Raw genomic sequence first — 16908 nt, forward strand, 5'->3', positions numbered from 1 at the left:
TATTCAACACTTTTAAAGCCATAAGTAAAAATTACTTATGGCTTTTTTATTGGCTGATTACCTAGCTTTGCGGCGTTCCATAAATTTGCTCTGCTCGATTAAACAAAACCCATGAGGTTAAAATATACTTATCGTTTGATACTGGCTTATTGCCTCTATGTGTATGCGTGAAATACCCTGGGGCAACCACCATGGAGCCTTTTTTAGGGGCTATTTTTTTATTTTGATAATAAAACTCGGTTTCTCCGCCTTCCTCAACATCATTTAAATAAAACATAAATAACAACACCCGATGCAACGCTTCGTTATGCTGTAACTGCGGATACACCTCACTATGCCAATACGGATAGCCCCCTTTATTGATCTCATATTTTTGTGCTTGAATATTACCGAGCCTAAAAATTTGCTGCACCAGTAAAGGCAGTTGTGGTTTACCTACTTCGTCATAATTGGCATGAGTTAAATCTACCGGCTGGCCTGTTTTTGGGTGATACACTTTTAAACCAAATGCCCCAATCATCATAAAAATATGTTCTTCGATGTATTTAAAAACATACTGTGCAGTGGTTTGTTGAATGTGTTTTAATTGTTCTGCGTATTCAGGATGATTGTTTAAGTGCAGGTCGTGGCTATCTTTTTTATTAAGATCAACGCCGCCCGATGTCATCCCTTGTTTAATATGCGGGCTTTGAGAAAAGGTGGTGATAAAGTTATCACAAAAGTCACTGCTGAGCGCGTTGTCATACACGCGGATAAAGTCCGTCATGAGTTACCTGTTTAATTATTATGGATTATTATGTTTACTGAAAAAGTGATGCCGCGCTTTAGCGAAACGGATGCACTCGGACACATCAACAATACCGTACTCCCAGTTTGGTTTGAAGCCGCCCGAGTACCTATTTTTAAATTTTTTACCCCTGATCTTAATCCTCACAACTGGAAGTTAATTATTGCTAAGGTTGAAGTGTCGTTTGTCGGCGAGCTATTTTATGCTCATGAAGTGACAATTAACACCAGCATAGAGCAGATTGGTAATAGCTCATTTGTGATCCGCCAAGAAGCCTGGCAGCAAGATAAGTGTTGCGCTATTGGTAAAACGGTCATGGTACGTTATGACTTTGCCAGCAAAACAAAGCAAATGCTTTCGGCTGATGAAAAAGCTGCATTAACACAGCACCTTGTTGCAACGAGTTAATCGCAGCTTAGCTGTGGCAAGCAGGGTGTAAGGGCCTGTTGACCTTTCAAGGTTAAATTTACAGCAGTCTTTTTGGTATTTAGGCAAGGCAGAGCCTATGTAGTGTGGTTATTCCCCATAAATAGGCGATAACGTAGCATCAATGCCAAATAGGCGCTGCCCAAAGGGTTCTGCCTAGGGTCTATTGACTCTTTGTTGCTCGGTTTTTACTTAGCCCACTAGGTCACAAACCTCGCGCCGCGATTAAATAGCCCCTAGTTTGAATAAATTTTAATCCGCAAGATCAACAGGCCCTAGTCAAATATTGCCCCAAGGCAATGACTTGTTTTTCAGAAAAGCGTAGTCCAAGCTTTGTTCTTCGCCAAAGTATATCTGCGCTGCTTTTTGCCCATTCATGGTTTACTAAGTAATCAACTTCTTGTGCATATAAGCCATGGCCAAAGTGATAACCTAAATCGCCGATTGCTTGGCTTTTACCCAATAATTGATAACTAAGCGTGCCATAGCTGCGAGTCATACGTTTTAAGGTGTCGGTTGGCAGCCAAGGATAGCTGCTTTCTAACTGAGCGATAAGGTATGCTTGGTTACTAAAGTCGCCGCCTGGTAAAGGGGGGGGGTTCGTCCACGAGCCACTCATCTTTGGGTAAAAAGGCGCTAACTTATTGACGGCATTTTCTGCAAGCTTTCTATAAGTGGTAATTTTGCCACCAAACACACTTAATAATGGAGCATGATCAGCCTCATTATTTAATATCAGTTTGTAATCGCGGGTGACAGCTTGGGCATCTGTTGATTTGTCATCTAACAGCGGGCGCACGCCACTAAACGTGTGCACAATATCCGCTTCGCTTATTGGCTTTTTAAAGTAATGATTAGTAATACTGATCAGGTACTCGATTTCTTGCTCACTAATTTTTACATCAGTAATATCGCCGGTGTACTCTTCATCCGTGGTGCCAATCAGTGAGTAATCTTGCTCATAAGGAATCACAAATACAATACGGTTATCTTCATTTTGTAAAATATAGGCAACTGGCTGGCTATGAACTCGAGGCACCACAATGTGACTGCCTTTTACAAGACGAACAGTATGTGGTGTGGGCTGGGTAAATACATCTTCAAATAATGATGCTACCCAAGGGCCTGCAGCATTCACAATACTTTTAGCCTTAATGTTTAGGTGTTGTTTGCTGGCTTGCTGCTCTAAAATCACATCCCAATAGTCTGCGTTACGGATGGCTTTAATACAGCGCGTGCGTGTTGCAATGGTGGCACCCAAATTATGCGCTGCTTGTGCGTTTAAAATCACTAAACGTGCGTCATCAACCCAGCCGTCTGCGTATTCAAAGCCTTGGGTAATGCTGCTGTTAAGAACACTATCGCTGTTAAACTCAATCGCCTTTGAAGCGGGTAAAGTATTACGCTTGGCTAGGTGGTCGTAAATAAATAACCCCAGACGAATCATCCATGGCGATCGTAAATGTGTTTGATGCGGCAGTCGAAAAGACAGTGGCCACATAATATGCGGTGCTTTTTTTAACAGTACTTCACGCTCACGCAAGGCCTCTCTTACCAATCTAAATTGATAATTCTCTAAATAGCGAAGCCCGCCATGAATAAGTTTGCTGCTATTAGAGGAGGTGGCAGAGGCTAAATCGTTCTGCTCACATAAGAGTACTTTTAAGCCACGACCACTAGCATCGGCTGCAATGCCAGCGCCATTAATACCGCCGCCAATAATGAGTAAGTCATATTCGTTGTCGTGTGCGCTCATAGATTTCCCAGTGTTTAGTCTCTCTCGTCGTCAGTGCTATTAGAAAGTCTAACTTGTGCAATGCAATGTAGCCACTTTGCGTATAAATCGTTGCGCTCTTCACTGCTCATGGTTGGTTCAAAGCGACGATCGCTTTTCCACATGTTGGCAAGCTGCGCCGTTGATTCATATACCCCAGTTTGCAGGCCTGCTAAGTAGGCAACCCCCAATGAAGTGGTTTCGGTCAAGGTTGGGCGTTCAACGCTTGCGCCTAAAATGTTAGCTAAAAATGCCATGGCCCAATTATTGTTTGCCATGCCGCCATCAACTCTTAAAATACTAGGGCGAAGTCCGTCACCCTCCATGGCTTTTTGTAAATCTTTGGTTTGATAACCCACTGACTGTAAGGCGGCTGCCACAATAGTACTAATGCCTGAATCTCGGGTTAGGCCTAAAATAGCGCCTCTTGCATTTGCATCCCAATAGGGCGCACCTAAGCCGGTAAACGAGGGGACTAAAAACACCCCATGATCTAAAGGAACATCTTTGACAAGCGCTTCACTTTCTCCCGCGTTTTCTAATAACTTTAAGCCTTCTACTATCCATTGCATGGTGGCACCTGCCATAAAAATGCTGCCTTCAATTGCATAGGTTGGTTTGCCGTTGAGCCGATATGCAAGAGTGGTTAATAAACGGTTATTTGACTTAAGCGCTTTTTCACCAGTGTTAAGCATTAAAAAGCAGCCCGTACCGTAGGTACTTTTTGCCATACCTTCTTCAAAACAGGCTTGACCAATTAAAGCGGCTTGCTGATCGCCAGCAATACCACAAATAGGAATTTCACCACCGAACAACTCGCTGCTTGTCATTCCAAAATCAGCCGCTGAGTCCATTACCTCAGGTAACATAGTCAGTGGAATATCAAATAAAGCCAGCAACTCTTCATCCCAGCATTGCTGATGAATATTAAACAGTAAAGTTCGTGAGGCATTGGTGGCATCGGTTTTATGAGCTTTCCCGTTAGTGAGTTGCCATAGTAGGTAACTATCAACAGTGCCAAAGGCCAGTTCGCCTTCGTGTGCTTGCTCTTTGGCGCCGGTGACGTTATCTAAAATCCAACGGATTTTGGTTGCAGAAAAGTAAGGGTCGAGTACTAAACCGGTTTTATCATTCACCATTTGTGTATGCCCAGCATGACGTAAACTATCGCAATATTCACTGGTACGTCGATCTTGCCACACGATCGCGTTATAAATAGGTTGCCCAGTTTTTTTATTCCACACTAAAGTGGTCTCTCGCTGATTAGCAATGCCGATGGCAATTATATCGGCGGCAGTCACTCGTTGCTGCGCTAAGAGGTTTTTAACGCTGGTTAATACAGTTTGCCAAATATCTACAGGATCGTGTTCAACCCAACCATTTTTTACAAAATGCTGAGGGAAGGTTTGTTGAGCACTCCCTATCACCTGTGCATCTTTGCTATATAAAATAGCCCGAGAGCTTGTTGTTCCTTGATCAATCGAGAGTAAGTATTTAGCCATAAAAAATAACGTTGTTTAATTTAGATAAAGATAGCTTGTCTTTAAGCTAAGTAAATAGCAATGCTTTTGCACCATGATGGTTAAAGTTATGATTAGCATAGGGTAGGAAAGGGGAAATGAAAATTTAATTTTGGCGGCTATTACTTAATAGACGCCAAATAATAGCAATTAATTAGCAGACGTTAATTGTTGATGTAACCAATCTTTCAATATCATTCTGTCATGCTTTAGCTGCTGCATAGCTTCGTCATCGATAGGTGAGTCTTGTAGCTCAAGTACCCGAATTTCTTTATCGATTTCATTATATTGTTTTGCTTTGGTTGCAAAGTTTTCATCATTTGCATTGAGTTTTGCAATAGTTTGCGTGTAATCAGGAAAGTCTTTAGTTAATGAATGGTCTTCGCCTAACATAGGTTACTCCTTGCTTATACGTATTTAATACTCTGTTGAATAATGCAGGTCACTTTATTTATAGATAGTCTGTGACTGCCCAATTACTCATACAATAGAGCTTGGGCTGATTTAAAATAAATCAACCATTGCTGATTGTAAGTCGGCTATTTGTATTTGCTGGGCTGCAAAACACTGACACCTGCAAAGCCTTCAGTTAGAATATGCCTGCAATTCCTAATTACTTTGAGTACTCTATTACATGCTTTTAATGATCGATAACTACGATTCGTTTACCTACAATTTGGTACAGTATTTTCAACGATTAGATCAAGAAGTGTTGGTAAAACGTAACGACCAAATAACACTGAGCGAAATTAAACAGTTAAACCCCGATCACATTGTTATTTCTCCAGGCCCTAAAAGCCCTAATGAGGCTGGGGTTTCGTTATCTGTGGTGGAGCAATTTAAAGGAACTTATCCTATATTAGGTATTTGCCTAGGGCATCAAACGATTGCTCAGGTACTCGGCGGGAAAGTAGTGCGAGCTAAACAGGTGATGCATGGCAAAACATCGCCAATATATCATCAGCATCAAGGTATGTTTAAAGGTTTACCTAACCCGCTGACAGTGTGCCGCTACCATTCTTTAATTGTTGAAGCACACTCATTGCCTAAAGCGCTAGAAGTCACAGCGTGGACTCAAAGCAACACTGGGCAGCGTGATGAAATTATGGGATTATTACATAACGAGCTCGCGCTCGAAGGCGTGCAATTTCATCCTGAAGCAATTTTGACAGAGCAAGGCTTAGCTTTACTTGATAACTTTTTAACACGCTTCTAGGCTTATACCTGCAAGCTATTTACTTTTTCCCTAAGATAGAGCTTATGACCGACACATTGCAGCAACAGCGTATTGTTAACGTGCTACATCAACGAGCGCATGATTTGCTACTGGGTCATAGTTTTGCCAACCAGCAAATAGGCTTTATTCATACCTTAGATCTCAATGATGGTAAACCGGTTAAAAATCGTACCTTATTAGAAGTCGAAGTGGCTGCGCAGCAAAAGCGTCAACAAAAAAGCACTTCACATCAAAAATTACAGGCAAAAACCAGTCAAAAATTACATACGGTTATTGAGACCGTGATGGCCAAGCGCCTTGAAGACATAGATTCTGTTATCAAAGACACTATTGGCATAGATGACAATGTGTCCGCGATACTTGATATTCTTGCAACTCGTGCGGCATCGGTTGGTCGTTTAGAGCCGTTAATTAACGACTTAAATTGGCTTGGACGAGAGTTGGTTACCTTAGTTAATTTACCTTTTTATCGTAAGCAACGCAGTAAAAGTACCTCAGTCAAAGTAGACACCCCAGCACTGGCATTACGCTACGTCGGTTTAGATAACTTACAACTGGTAGTGCCTACTTTTTGTGTGCGTCACTGGATGCCACACAGCACAGCACCATTTCCGCTATTAAAGCGCAGATTAAAAGACAACACCATGTCCTGTGCCATTGCGGCGCAAACGCTTGCTCAACTTAATGGGGTAAACCCCATGCATGCATTTACCCTGGGCATGTTACTGAATGTGGGGCAAATTGCTTTAGTACGTTTATATTTAAAAGTGTTTGATCAGGTATGGCAACGCAAAGTACAGCGTGCTCGTGAAGAAGGTGACAAAAACCTACATACCGCGTTATTGGAGTTAAAGCCCGACCCGCTATTTTTAACGACACTGCTGAATGAAAAATCATTGCTTGTTAGCGCTAAGGTGATTGAGAGCATGTCATTTAAATATTTGCCGTTTGACAGTGTTATGCAGCAGTTAGTGAATGGAGTAGCAAAGGGCGATAGTTTATTGCCATTAACGCAAGTAATTTTAAAAGCGCGTTGTTACTCTCAATACTTAAATTTAAAAGAGCACCAGCTTATTGAAGACGATGAATTACAAAGCTGGTTTAGCTATTATCAGTTCACTAAAAAAGAGTTAGATACCTTACAAACGGGTAATTTTACTAATTTGGCACTGCAAATTGATTAAATCTGTTAATTTTTTTGCGACTATTCATTCACTTTAATTCTACTTCCTCATGTGCTGTTGGTTTATAAGCGCCATGCCTTTTTCGTTGTAGAGGCGCTTACTAAGGTAAGCATTCGTTATTTTTAGCTGCCAAATAGTTATTCACTATCTATGAAATAATATCTTAAGCCCTTTATTTTAAAGGGGTACATGAAAGTTTTTGAAGAGACATAACCCCAAATTTCTGAAATAATGAGCGCCTGAAAATTGAACCACAACGTAGTTTCAGGCAAATATAATCGTATTAATTTTGCCCACCTATTTGGTTATTAACAATAATCACACCCCTATTCTACTGCTTTGTGATGCACACAATTAAGAGGAAATAAAATGACAGTCAATCGCGAATTATTTGATCACGTAATGGTTCCTAACTACGCACCTTCAAGCGTAATTCCAGTTCGAGGCGAAGGCTCTCGTGTATGGGATCAACAAGGACGAGAGTTTATCGACTTTGCTGGTGGTATTGCCGTTAACTGTCTTGGCCATTGCCATCCTGCATTAGTAGGTGCATTAAAAGAGCAAGGCGAAAAAATTTGGCATTTATCAAATGTAATGACCAACGAGCCAGCATTGCGTCTAGCTAAAAAAATGGTTGATGCGACCTTTGCAGAAAAAGTTTACTTTGCAAACTCAGGCGCAGAAGCAAACGAAGCGGCACTTAAATTAGCACGTCGTTTTGCGCTTGATAAATTTGGCGCAGAAAAATCGCAAATTATTGCTTTTAACAAAGGTTTTCACGGTCGTACCTTCTTCACGGTTACTGTAGGCGGTCAAGCAGCTTACTCTGACGGTTTTGGTCCTAAGCCTGGTGATATTGTTCATTGTGACTACAATGATCTTGCCGCATTTGAAGCACTGATCAGTGACAATACCTGTGCAGTAATGATGGAGCCAATTCAAGGTGAAGGCGGTATTATCTCGCCAACTGACGAATTTGCACAAGGCGTTCGTGATTTATGTACTAAGCACAATGCACTGCTTATTTTTGATGAAGTGCAATCAGGTGTTGGTCGTACAGGTGAGCTTTACGCATACCAAGGTTTAAACGTAGTTCCTGACATTTTAACCTCAGCAAAAGCACTCGGTGGTGGTTTCCCAATTGGCGCCATGCTAACAACCACTGAAATTGCACAGCACCTTAAAGTAGGTACTCATGGTTCTACTTACGGCGGTAACCCACTAGCTTGTGCTGTTGCAGAAGCCGCATTTGATACTGTGAATAATCCAGAAGTATTAGCGGGCGTTAAAGCAAAAGCGGCGTTATTTACCGAGCTACTTAATGCGATCAACGAAAAGTACCACGTATTTAGTGAAATTCGTGGCCAAGGTTTATTAATCGGTGCCGTAGTAAATGAGCAGTACAAAGGACGCGCTAAAGAGTTTTTAGTTGCGGGTACTGAGCATGGCTTAATGTCACTTGTGGCAGGTGCTGATGTGGTTCGTTTTACTCCATCTTTGGTAATACCAGAAGCTGATATTCGCGAAGGTATGGCACGCTTTGAAAAAGCAGTAGCCCACGTTGTAAATGCGTAATCGCTAATTTAACTTCTCTAAGGGCAAACATTGTTTGCCCTTGCAGTTCCTATTTACCGTTATATAAGGGAGTAAGCGGATTCATGATGATCCTTCGCCCAATCCAAAAAAGTGATTATGCAGCTTTAGTAACCATCGCCGACGAGTCGGGACATGGCTTTACTTCTTTACCTAATAACGAAGAGTTATTACAAAAGAAGATTGCACATTCTGTTAATTCATTTACAAAAACCACGTCACAACCCGGTGATGAAGGGTACTTATTTGTACTTGAAGACACTGAAACTGGCGAAGTAGTTGGTACTTCAGGTATTGAAGCGGCAGTTGGCTTAGATGACGCATTTTATCATTACCATTTGAGTAAAGTGATTCACTCTTCGCGCACGCTAGATGTATATAAAGCGGTAGATATTCTCACCCTTTGTAACGACTACACTGGGGCTACAGAGCTGTGTACACTGTTTTTAAAAGACGGTTATCGTAAAAACTGTAACGGTAAGCTGCTTTCAAAAGCACGCTTTATGTTTATAAAACAACATCAGCAACGCTTTGCACAAACCGTTATCGCAGAAATGCGTGGCGTATCTGACGAAAACGGCAGTAGCCCATTTTGGCAATGGCTTGAAGAACACTTTTTCTCAATGGATTTCCCAACGGCAGATTATCTGACGGGAATCGGGCAAAAAGTGTTTATTGCTGAGTTAATGCCTAAATACCCAATTTACGTCAATTTATTGAGTAAAGAAGCGCAAGCGGTTATTGGTCAAGTACACGATAATACGCGCCCAGCTATTCAGTTATTAAAAAGCGAAGGCTTTACCTTTAATGGTTACGTTGACATTTTTGATGCGGGTCCAACCGTTGAAGCAAAAGTAGATAACATTGCCACCATTCGTAATGCACAAAACTTTAGTGTTGAAATTGGCGAGATGACAGGCGATACCATGGTATTACTAGCCAATGATAAGCTTGAAGACTTTAGAGCAACCGTAGCGCCAATGGCATTTGATTCGCGTTCTAATAGCCTGGTGCTTACGCAAGAACTTGCTGATGCATTACATTTAAAATCGGGCGATTTTGTTACTGCTACCCCAGTTTAATTTAGGAGAAAGTATATGACTCATCCTGCACAATTTATTAATGGTCAATGGTCACAAGGCCAAGGCACAGAATTTAATTCAGTTAACCCTGCAAATAACGACGTTATTTGGCAGGCATCAGCTGCAAGCGCAGAGCAAGTAGACAGCGCTGTAGCATCAGCACGTGAAGCATTTTATAGCTGGGCTGATAAAAGCTTTAGTGAGCGTTTAGAAATTGTAAAAACCTTTGCTGCAACATTAAAAGAGCACAGCGAAGAGCTAGCGGTTGCTATTGCACAAGAAACAGGTAAACCACTTTGGGAAACACGTACTGAAGCGGGCGCTATGGTAGGTAAAATTGCCATTGCTGAAAAAGCATTTTTAGATCGTACAGGTGATGTTGAAAACGCTATGCCGCAAGGTCGTGCGATGATCCGTCATAAGCCACATGGTGTTGTTGCTGTATTTGGTCCTTATAACTTCCCTGGGCACTTACCAAATGGCCACATTGTACCTGCACTTTTAGCTGGTAATACTGTGGTATTTAAACCCTCTGAACTTACACCTATGGTGGCTGAGCTAACCCTTAAACTATGGGAAAAAGCCGGTTTACCAGCAGGGGTTATTAACTTAGTACAAGGTGAAGTAGAAACAGGTAAAGCATTGGCGTCACACAAAGGCATTGATGGTTTATTCTTTACTGGGTCTTCACGTACGGGTCATATTTTACATGAACAGTTCGCAGGTCAACCAGGCAAGATTTTAGCGCTTGAAATGGGTGGTAATAATCCGCTAATCGTTAAAGATGCAGAAGATACCCTCGCTGTAGTGCATGATATTGTGCAGTCTGCGTTTATCTCAAGCGGCCAACGTTGTACATGTGCGCGTAAACTATTTTTACCAACCGGCGCTAAAGGCGATGAAATTTTAGCGCGCTTAATTACAGCGACTAAAGCAATTAAAGTTGGTAACTACGACGATGCTGACCAACCATTTATGGGCTCAATGATATCAGCGGCCGCTGCGGCTGGTATGGTTAAAGCACAAGATGAGTTAAAAGCCATGGGTGGAGAAGTATTAGTTGAGCTTGAGCACACAGCAAATACAGGTTTTGTTACACCGGGTATTATTGAGTGTACAAATATTAATGACTTCCCAGATGAAGAGCATTTTGGTCCACTTTTAAAAGTATTCCGCTTTGACGATTTTGACCAAGCGATTGATAAAGCAAACGACACTAGCTTTGGTTTATCAGCAGGTTTACTAAGTGATAACCAAGCTGATTACGATCATTTCTTACGTCGTATTCGTGCGGGTATTGTTAACTGGAACCGCCCAATTACAGGTGCTTCAAGTGCTGCACCGTTTGGTGGTATTGGTGCCTCAGGTAATCACAGAGCAAGCGCTTATTACGCTGCCGATTACTGTGCATACCCTGTTGCGTCTGTGGAACTTGAAAAAGTAACCATGCCGGCAACATTAAGCCCAGGCTTAAAAATAGATTAAGTACTCTGAACATTAGTTAAGTACGACTTAATTAGTATAAAAGCAGCTTCGGCTGCTTTTTTTGTATTGCAATCTCACAAAGCTAGCAATTATCAGTGCTTTCTGCTTAAATTAAGCATTAGTAATTGCGAGGTAAATAAACAATGGTTTTAAACAGGCAAGGGTACGATGATTTAATAATGTACCTAACTCAGAATTTAGCGATGTTTGAGAAACCAGGCGAAATAAAGCCCGGCGCACCAACCGTTATTGAGTTAATTGAAGATGTCATTGCCGAAAATGTGATACTCATTTGCCAACAGCATCCTGACCTTTCTACTGAGCAACGTAGCCAAATTGTACGCGAAGTTGATGGTATTGTTTACGATTTACAAGAAGTACTTAGTAGTGTGACTTCCCACACTGTTACAGTCGAACAGCATGCTTTTATTGACGAGTTTGCTGGGCTAGTCAAAAACTTATTTGATAACGCAATTAATTAATAGTCCCCCTTTAAAAACCACGCTTTATTCGCTATTTAATTTTAAATACGCGTGAGCGTCTACGTGTAATGAATATAAATTATTGAGATAAAACAATGCAAGCAAATGTAAAATGGGTTGAAGGTAATACGTATATAGGTCGCTCTAACAGCAACCATAATGTGGTATTTGATGCGGGTAGTGATGGAGCTGCACCGAGTCCAATGGAAATGGTACTGATGTCTGTGGGTGGTTGTTCGTCGGTTGATGTTGTTAGCATTTTAAAAAAAACCAAACAAGACTTCTCATCAGTTGATGTGCAGTTAACTGCTGAGCGAGCAGAAACAGCCCCGCGGGTGTTTACAAAAATTAATTTACACTTTGTTGTAACTGGTAATAATGTCTCTGAAAAACACTTAGAACGAGCGGTTTCGCTTTCCGCTGAAAAGTATTGTTCTGTTGCATTAATGCTTGATAAAACAGTAGAAATTACTCATAGCCACGAAGTTGTTCAAGATCAGGGAAAATAACGCTTTTTCCGTGAGTGAAATTCGTATAAAATCCGCGAACTTTTCATTCTGCAGGTGCAGATTTCACTAATTTATAGGTTGGTTTATTATGAACAAACCCTTCGATAAACTTAAACTTCATGGCTTTAATAATTTAACCAAAAGCTTAAGCTTTAGTATTTACGATATTTGCTATGCAAAAACAGAGCAACAACGTAAAGAATACATAGAATATATCGATGAGCAGTATAGTGCAGATAGACTAACCGACATTTTAGGCGATGTGGTTGATATTATTGGTGCCAATATATTAAACGTTGCACGTCAAGATTACGAGCCACAAGGTGCCAGCGTAACTATTTTAGTTTCAGAAGAGCCGGTAGAAGAGCAGCAAAATTATGATGCTGATGAAGCGCCAGGACCATTACCTGACTCAGTGGTTGCACACCTTGATAAAAGCCATATATGCGTTCACACATACCCTGAAGCACACCCTGATGATGGCATTTGTACTTTCCGTGCGGATATTGAAGTATCAACCTGTGGCATTATTTCACCACTTAAAGCGTTAAACTTCTTAATTCATAGTCTTGAGTCTGATGTGGTAACGATTGATTACCGTGTACGTGGCTTTACCCGTGATGTAAACGGCGTTAAACATTACATTGATCATGCAATTAATTCGATTCAAAACTTCATGACAGAAGATACCAAAGAAGCGTACCAAATGATGGACGTGAACGTGTATCAAGAAAACCTGTTCCATACCAAAATGATGTTAAAAGAAACCGATTTAAATACGTATTTATTTGGTTTATCTACTGATGATTTGTCAGCTGACGAAGAAGAAGAGATTCGCTCAAAACTAACACGTGAAATGCAAGAAATATTCTATGGCCGTAATCTGCCAGATACAGAATAATAGCAACGCATTAAATAAAAATGGCGCTCATTGAGCGCCATTTTTGTATGTGTTGTTTAATGTTACTTAACGAGTAATAACTCGGTTTGTCGGCCATTGAGATACCACACACCGGTTTTATCAAACATGGCGTCTTCTTCTAGCATTATTCTTATTTCTTTATTCCACGGTTTTATAAACACCGCATTGTTAAGCTCAATAGAATATGCCGTGTTTAAATGCAGCGGGTAATCGCCATCCCCCGGTACACCTTGCTGAGCATCCCACATACCTAATGTAGTGCCAGCTGCATGACCATGATAGCCAAGCGGGTGAGTATAAATAGTGGGCTTTAACCCCTGTGCAATGGCTTTTTCACGGGCGGCTTTTAAAACCTGATTACCTGTTTTACCAGCTGTAAATTCAGCTGTAAAAATGTCTTGTAGCTTATTACCCTTTTTTAACGCATCAACTAGGTAATCGGGAGCTTTTGTCTCGCCTGGTTTTAAAACATACGCGTGTTGTTGAGTGTCGGTATTTAAGCGCAAATAATTAATGCCAAAATCGACATGTAATAAGTCGCCTGCTTGAATAACATTATCGGCATAGCCGTTGGTAAAGCTGTCTTCATGGTCGAACGATTTGCTGTCGGCGCGTTGTATTGCAATGCTAGGATGAAACCACGTTTGCAGCTTAAGCTCCCTTACCCGCTCTCTAAACCACCACACTAAATCGTCGCTGGTTGTCTCTCCAACCGTAATAGTATTACTGGAGAATCCCTCAGCAATAATATGATGGGCAATAGATACAATATGCTTATACATATCTACTTCTTCGGGAATACGTTGTTCAAGCCATGAAACAGCCAGCGGCTCGGCTGATATTATTTTGCTTTGATATGGTTTAGGTAGGGTAGACATTAATTGTTTATAATCGCCCAGTACCAAGCCATCGGCATGAGCCCAGTCTGTTGATGTATTAAGGGCAATATTTCGTGGTTGGTATTGCTCAATTAGCTCATTAAGTGCACGCCACTGATTGGGCTGTGCTTGCTTATCCCAGGCCTTTTTAAACACACTTCCTATTTTGTAAGGCGCAATTGCAAAGGCGTCAACACCGCCTTGTTTGTTAACTGCAAATAATAAAATAGTGGTGCGCCTTGCCGAAAGCCATGTAGCAGGCAGCATGGTTTTTAATATCGGGTCTTCATTATATTCGCGGCTTATCATTAGCCACATATCTATATTGTGTTGCTGCATTAATGTGGGCAATAACGTTTTAATACGTTTTTCGGTAATGCTATCGATAAACGCGGCTCTTTCCTTCATTGATAGAATAGTAGGGGGCTCAGCGGCTTTAATTACAGGGCTAAGTAGTATGAGTATAAAAGTGAGTAAAAAAACGTATTTATTGTTTTGCATGGCTGGCTTATTTTTTAGACGAATATATAAGCTAACATTGCACAAACAATAATATAAACAAATCATTTGCGATAAACCGCAGGCACAAAAAAACCCAGCAAAATGCGCTGGGCTTTTGTAATAAATACTGCTTAGCTAAGCATGCTGTACAGTAACGCAAATACAGCTAATGAGCCAACAGCCAGTACAAATAAGGTACTTAAACGGTTACGGTATTTTTGTAAGCTAGGCACTTTGTAAACTGCAATCATTGGCATAATGAATAAAATCATCGCAATGATTGGGCCTGATAACTGATCCATCATATCTAGTATGCTTGGGTTTTTAACCGCGCAGAACCAAATAGCGAAAAACATCAGTACCGCACCCACTTTATCAGCCACTTTAGGGCTCATGTTTGAGTGTTTAGTCACTAACCCAGTAAAGCTTTCGCGTGCCCCTAAAAAGTGACCTAAAAACGACGACATAATCGCAATAAAGGCAACCAAAGGCCCCAGCGTTGCAATAAATGAGTTTTCTGTAATATTAGCCAAATAAGATAAAACAGAGACGTTTGCCGCTTTTGCTTCAGCCATTTGGTCACCGGTAAGCGATAACACACATGAGAACACAAATAACAAAACAAAGGTGATCAGTAATAAGCTGGTACGTTTTAGAATTGCTTCAGACTTAGACGTTGCTATGTCACCATAGTGACTGCGTTGCTTATTAACAAAGCTTGAAATAGCCGCTGCATGGCTAAACGAAAATACAATAATAGGAATTGATAACCATAGTGTTTTACTAAAGCTACCTAGCTCAGGCAAGGCTGTATCGGGCATTTGCCAGCTTGGGATTAAATACAGAGACAAAAAGAACAAAATACCCACAAGTGGATAAACTAAAATAGCAAAGGCGCGCAGCATTAAGCGTTCACCGCCCATCATTAAGCCAATCATTAGCGCAACTAAAATACCCGATAAAACAACGCGTGACGGCGACTCCATCCCTAATTGATTGACCATAAAGCTGTCTACCGTATTGGTTAAGCCGACACCGTAAATAAGCAAAATGGGGAAAATCGATAAAAAGTATAACAAGGAGATCAGCCGACCCGCGTTTACGCCAAAGTGTTCTTCTACTACATCGGTAAAGTCAGCCTCTTTATTTTTTGACGATAATACAAAACGCGCCAAACCACGGTGTGCCAAAAAGGTCATAGGAAAGGCTAAACACGCCATAATAATCAGCGGCCAAAAACCACCAATACCAATATTAATCGGTAAAAATAAAATACCAGCACCCACTGCGGTGCCAAAAAGGCTCAGTGTCCACTGCGTATCATGCAGGTTCCATTTTGATTTAGACGTGTGTGCGTCTTGTGCTGGTGCATTTGAAAGCGTTGCACCTTGAGATGTTGTCATGTGTGTGTATCCATTATTTATCATAATAATTGCGCCGAAGAATATAGTTTTTAACCACACATTTCATGTGTTTTTATGTCGTGGATATAAATTTGTTGTAGCGTATTAGTTACTGACTGTCACGAATATGAAACAGTGCTCAAAAGGCAAGCAATTAGCGCGGGAATATGCCGCGAAATGAGTGAATAATGTTCACTTTTTTGAGTTAAGAGTGTGGGGAATATATTTATATATATTTGTTAAAGTGCTAAGTGCTTGTTGGGTTTCGTTCCACTCAACCCAACCTACGGTGTTTAAATTGCCATTGAGCTGCTCGCGACTCTAAGCCCGTAGCCCGCAACTCTCAGCTCTTATTCTTCCACCGCACTCACCACAAAATATGGATTCAAGTACTCATCTTTGGTGTTATAAATAAGCGGACTGCCATCAAGTTTAGTCACTTTTGCACCGGCTATTTCGGCAATAGCATGGCCAGCGCCTGTGTCCCATTCGCAGGTTGGGCCCAAGCGGGGGTAAATATCAGCACTGCCTTCGGCGACTAAACACAGTTTCAGTGAACTGCCTTTTGACACCATTTCAACCTCATCAAAGCGTTTTACAAATTCAGCTAAATCAGGGGAGGGGTGCGAGCGACTGCCTACAACACGAATAAGCCCTTTGTTAGGCTTAGTGGTGACTTTAAGCTCGATGCGCTCATCGCCTTTGTCTTTAAAAGCACCAATGGCTTCGGCGGCTATGTACGATACACCTAGCGCAGGGGCATCAACCACAGCTAAAACTGGTTTGCCATTTTCGATTAGGGCAATATTAACGGTAAATTCACCGTTCTTTTTAATAAATTCTTTGGTGCCATCAATTGGGTCAACCAGCCAATAGCTGTTCCATGTTTGGCGTACGTCCCAACCAATGTCGGCACTTTCTTCACTCAATACAGGAATATCGGGAGTGAGCTTTTTGAGTCCTGCACTAATGATTTTATGAGCTGCTAAGTCGGCGTCGGTTACGGGGCTTTCATCAGCTTTGTATTCAACGTTGAAGTCTTTGTTGTAAATACCCATAATCGCGCTTCCCGCTTCGCGAGCGAGAATAAGGGTTTCTTCTAGCAGTTCAGTTTGGTTCATTAGA

The 16908-nt window shown here is 41.3% G+C and carries 16 protein-coding genes; 9 read left to right on the top strand and 7 right to left on the bottom strand.

Annotated features, from left to right (window positions below; genetic code table 11):
- Window positions 1-61: 61 nt before the first annotated feature.
- Entirely contained in the window at window positions 62-766 is a 705-nt protein-coding gene (locus P20311_RS00495; RefSeq protein ID WP_008108426.1) for a 2OG-Fe(II) oxygenase, read from the bottom strand.
- Window positions 767-796: 30 nt separating this feature from the next.
- Here P20311_RS00495 and P20311_RS00500 point away from each other — a divergent pair, with 30 nt between their 5' ends.
- On the top strand, window positions 797-1195 hold the full coding sequence (locus P20311_RS00500) for a thioesterase family protein (protein ID WP_008108428.1): 399 nt from the start codon (window positions 797-799) through the stop codon (window positions 1193-1195).
- 283 nt (window positions 1196-1478) lie between these two features.
- Here the strand turns inward: P20311_RS00500 and glpD are convergent, their stop codons facing one another.
- The 3 genes from glpD to P20311_RS00515 all read right to left on the bottom strand — a co-directional run bounded on the left by glpD (window position 1479) and on the right by P20311_RS00515 (window position 4900).
- Entirely contained in the window at window positions 1479-2969 is a 1491-nt protein-coding gene (gene glpD, locus P20311_RS00505; protein ID WP_008108430.1) for a glycerol-3-phosphate dehydrogenase, read from the bottom strand.
- Window positions 2970-2983: 14 nt separating this feature from the next.
- Entirely contained in the window at window positions 2984-4489 is a 1506-nt protein-coding gene (gene glpK / locus P20311_RS00510; RefSeq protein ID WP_008108431.1) for a glycerol kinase GlpK, read from the bottom strand.
- Window positions 4490-4657: 168 nt separating this feature from the next.
- Window positions 4658-4900 (bottom strand): YdcH family protein, encoded by a 243-nt coding sequence (locus P20311_RS00515; RefSeq protein ID WP_008108432.1) that lies wholly within the window; start codon window positions 4898-4900, stop codon window positions 4658-4660.
- 241 nt (window positions 4901-5141) lie between these two features.
- Between P20311_RS00515 and P20311_RS00520 the strand changes: the two genes are divergently transcribed.
- From P20311_RS00520 to speD, 8 genes are all read left to right on the top strand, one after another.
- Window positions 5142-5723: an aminodeoxychorismate/anthranilate synthase component II gene (locus tag P20311_RS00520; RefSeq protein WP_008108433.1), complete on the top strand. Its 582-nt coding sequence runs from the start codon at window positions 5142-5144 to the stop codon at window positions 5721-5723.
- 44 nt (window positions 5724-5767) lie between these two features.
- The gene (locus P20311_RS00525; protein ID WP_008108434.1) at window positions 5768-6928 is read left to right on the top strand and encodes an HDOD domain-containing protein; all 1161 of its coding nucleotides are present in this window, start codon (window positions 5768-5770) and stop codon (window positions 6926-6928) included.
- Window positions 6929-7297: 369 nt separating this feature from the next.
- The gene (locus P20311_RS00530) at window positions 7298-8503 is read left to right on the top strand and encodes an aspartate aminotransferase family protein (RefSeq protein ID WP_008108435.1); all 1206 of its coding nucleotides are present in this window, start codon (window positions 7298-7300) and stop codon (window positions 8501-8503) included.
- 83 nt (window positions 8504-8586) lie between these two features.
- Window positions 8587-9603, top strand: coding sequence for an arginine N-succinyltransferase (gene astA / locus P20311_RS00535; RefSeq protein ID WP_008108436.1), 1017 nt, complete (start codon window positions 8587-8589; stop codon window positions 9601-9603).
- Between the two features lie 15 nt (window positions 9604-9618).
- Window positions 9619-11088, top strand: coding sequence for a succinylglutamate-semialdehyde dehydrogenase (astD, locus tag P20311_RS00540; RefSeq protein WP_008108437.1), 1470 nt, complete (start codon window positions 9619-9621; stop codon window positions 11086-11088).
- 143 nt (window positions 11089-11231) lie between these two features.
- A complete protein-coding gene (locus tag P20311_RS00545; protein WP_008108438.1) occupies window positions 11232-11570 on the top strand; it encodes a DUF3802 family protein in 339 nt (112 codons plus the stop codon).
- Between the two features lie 95 nt (window positions 11571-11665).
- A complete protein-coding gene (locus P20311_RS00550; protein ID WP_008108439.1) occupies window positions 11666-12079 on the top strand; it encodes an OsmC family protein in 414 nt (137 codons plus the stop codon).
- An 88-nt stretch (window positions 12080-12167) separates the two neighbouring features.
- Window positions 12168-12980 (top strand): adenosylmethionine decarboxylase, encoded by an 813-nt coding sequence (gene speD, locus P20311_RS00555; protein WP_008108440.1) that lies wholly within the window; start codon window positions 12168-12170, stop codon window positions 12978-12980.
- A gap of 62 nt (window positions 12981-13042) precedes the next feature.
- On the opposite strand, the gene P20311_RS00560 is transcribed toward speD, so the two are convergent.
- The 3 genes from P20311_RS00560 to cysQ all read right to left on the bottom strand — a co-directional run bounded on the left by P20311_RS00560 (window position 13043) and on the right by cysQ (window position 16904).
- Window positions 13043-14380, bottom strand: coding sequence for a M24 family metallopeptidase (locus P20311_RS00560; RefSeq protein WP_036984547.1), 1338 nt, complete (start codon window positions 14378-14380; stop codon window positions 13043-13045).
- Window positions 14381-14511: 131 nt separating this feature from the next.
- Window positions 14512-15783: an aromatic amino acid transport family protein gene (locus P20311_RS00565; protein WP_008108442.1), complete on the bottom strand. Its 1272-nt coding sequence runs from the start codon at window positions 15781-15783 to the stop codon at window positions 14512-14514.
- A gap of 350 nt (window positions 15784-16133) precedes the next feature.
- Complete coding sequence (cysQ, locus tag P20311_RS00570; protein WP_008108443.1) at window positions 16134-16904, bottom strand: 3'(2'),5'-bisphosphate nucleotidase CysQ; 771 nt, start codon at window positions 16902-16904, stop codon at window positions 16134-16136.
- Between the last annotated feature and the right edge of the window lie 4 nt (window positions 16905-16908).

Source organism: Pseudoalteromonas sp. BSi20311, assembly GCF_000239875.1.
Lineage (GTDB): Bacteria > Pseudomonadota > Gammaproteobacteria > Enterobacterales > Alteromonadaceae > Pseudoalteromonas.

Coding starts and splice junctions, on each gene's coding strand:
- P20311_RS00495 (WP_008108426.1), bottom strand. CDS start 766: ATGACGGACTTTATCCGCGTGTATGACAACGCGCTCAGCAGTGACTTT.
- P20311_RS00500 (WP_008108428.1), top strand. CDS start 797: ATGTTTACTGAAAAAGTGATGCCGCGCTTTAGCGAAACGGATGCACTC.
- glpD (WP_008108430.1), bottom strand. CDS start 2,969: ATGAGCGCACACGACAACGAATATGACTTACTCATTATTGGCGGCGGT.
- glpK (WP_008108431.1), bottom strand. CDS start 4,489: ATGGCTAAATACTTACTCTCGATTGATCAAGGAACAACAAGCTCTCGG.
- P20311_RS00515 (WP_008108432.1), bottom strand. CDS start 4,900: ATGTTAGGCGAAGACCATTCATTAACTAAAGACTTTCCTGATTACACG.
- P20311_RS00520 (WP_008108433.1), top strand. CDS start 5,142: ATGCTTTTAATGATCGATAACTACGATTCGTTTACCTACAATTTGGTA.
- P20311_RS00525 (WP_008108434.1), top strand. CDS start 5,768: ATGACCGACACATTGCAGCAACAGCGTATTGTTAACGTGCTACATCAA.
- P20311_RS00530 (WP_008108435.1), top strand. CDS start 7,298: ATGACAGTCAATCGCGAATTATTTGATCACGTAATGGTTCCTAACTAC.
- astA (WP_008108436.1), top strand. CDS start 8,587: ATGATGATCCTTCGCCCAATCCAAAAAAGTGATTATGCAGCTTTAGTA.
- astD (WP_008108437.1), top strand. CDS start 9,619: ATGACTCATCCTGCACAATTTATTAATGGTCAATGGTCACAAGGCCAA.
- P20311_RS00545 (WP_008108438.1), top strand. CDS start 11,232: ATGGTTTTAAACAGGCAAGGGTACGATGATTTAATAATGTACCTAACT.
- P20311_RS00550 (WP_008108439.1), top strand. CDS start 11,666: ATGCAAGCAAATGTAAAATGGGTTGAAGGTAATACGTATATAGGTCGC.
- speD (WP_008108440.1), top strand. CDS start 12,168: ATGAACAAACCCTTCGATAAACTTAAACTTCATGGCTTTAATAATTTA.
- P20311_RS00560 (WP_036984547.1), bottom strand. CDS start 14,380: ATGCAAAACAATAAATACGTTTTTTTACTCACTTTTATACTCATACTA.
- P20311_RS00565 (WP_008108442.1), bottom strand. CDS start 15,783: ATGACAACATCTCAAGGTGCAACGCTTTCAAATGCACCAGCACAAGAC.
- cysQ (WP_008108443.1), bottom strand. CDS start 16,904: ATGAACCAAACTGAACTGCTAGAAGAAACCCTTATTCTCGCTCGCGAA.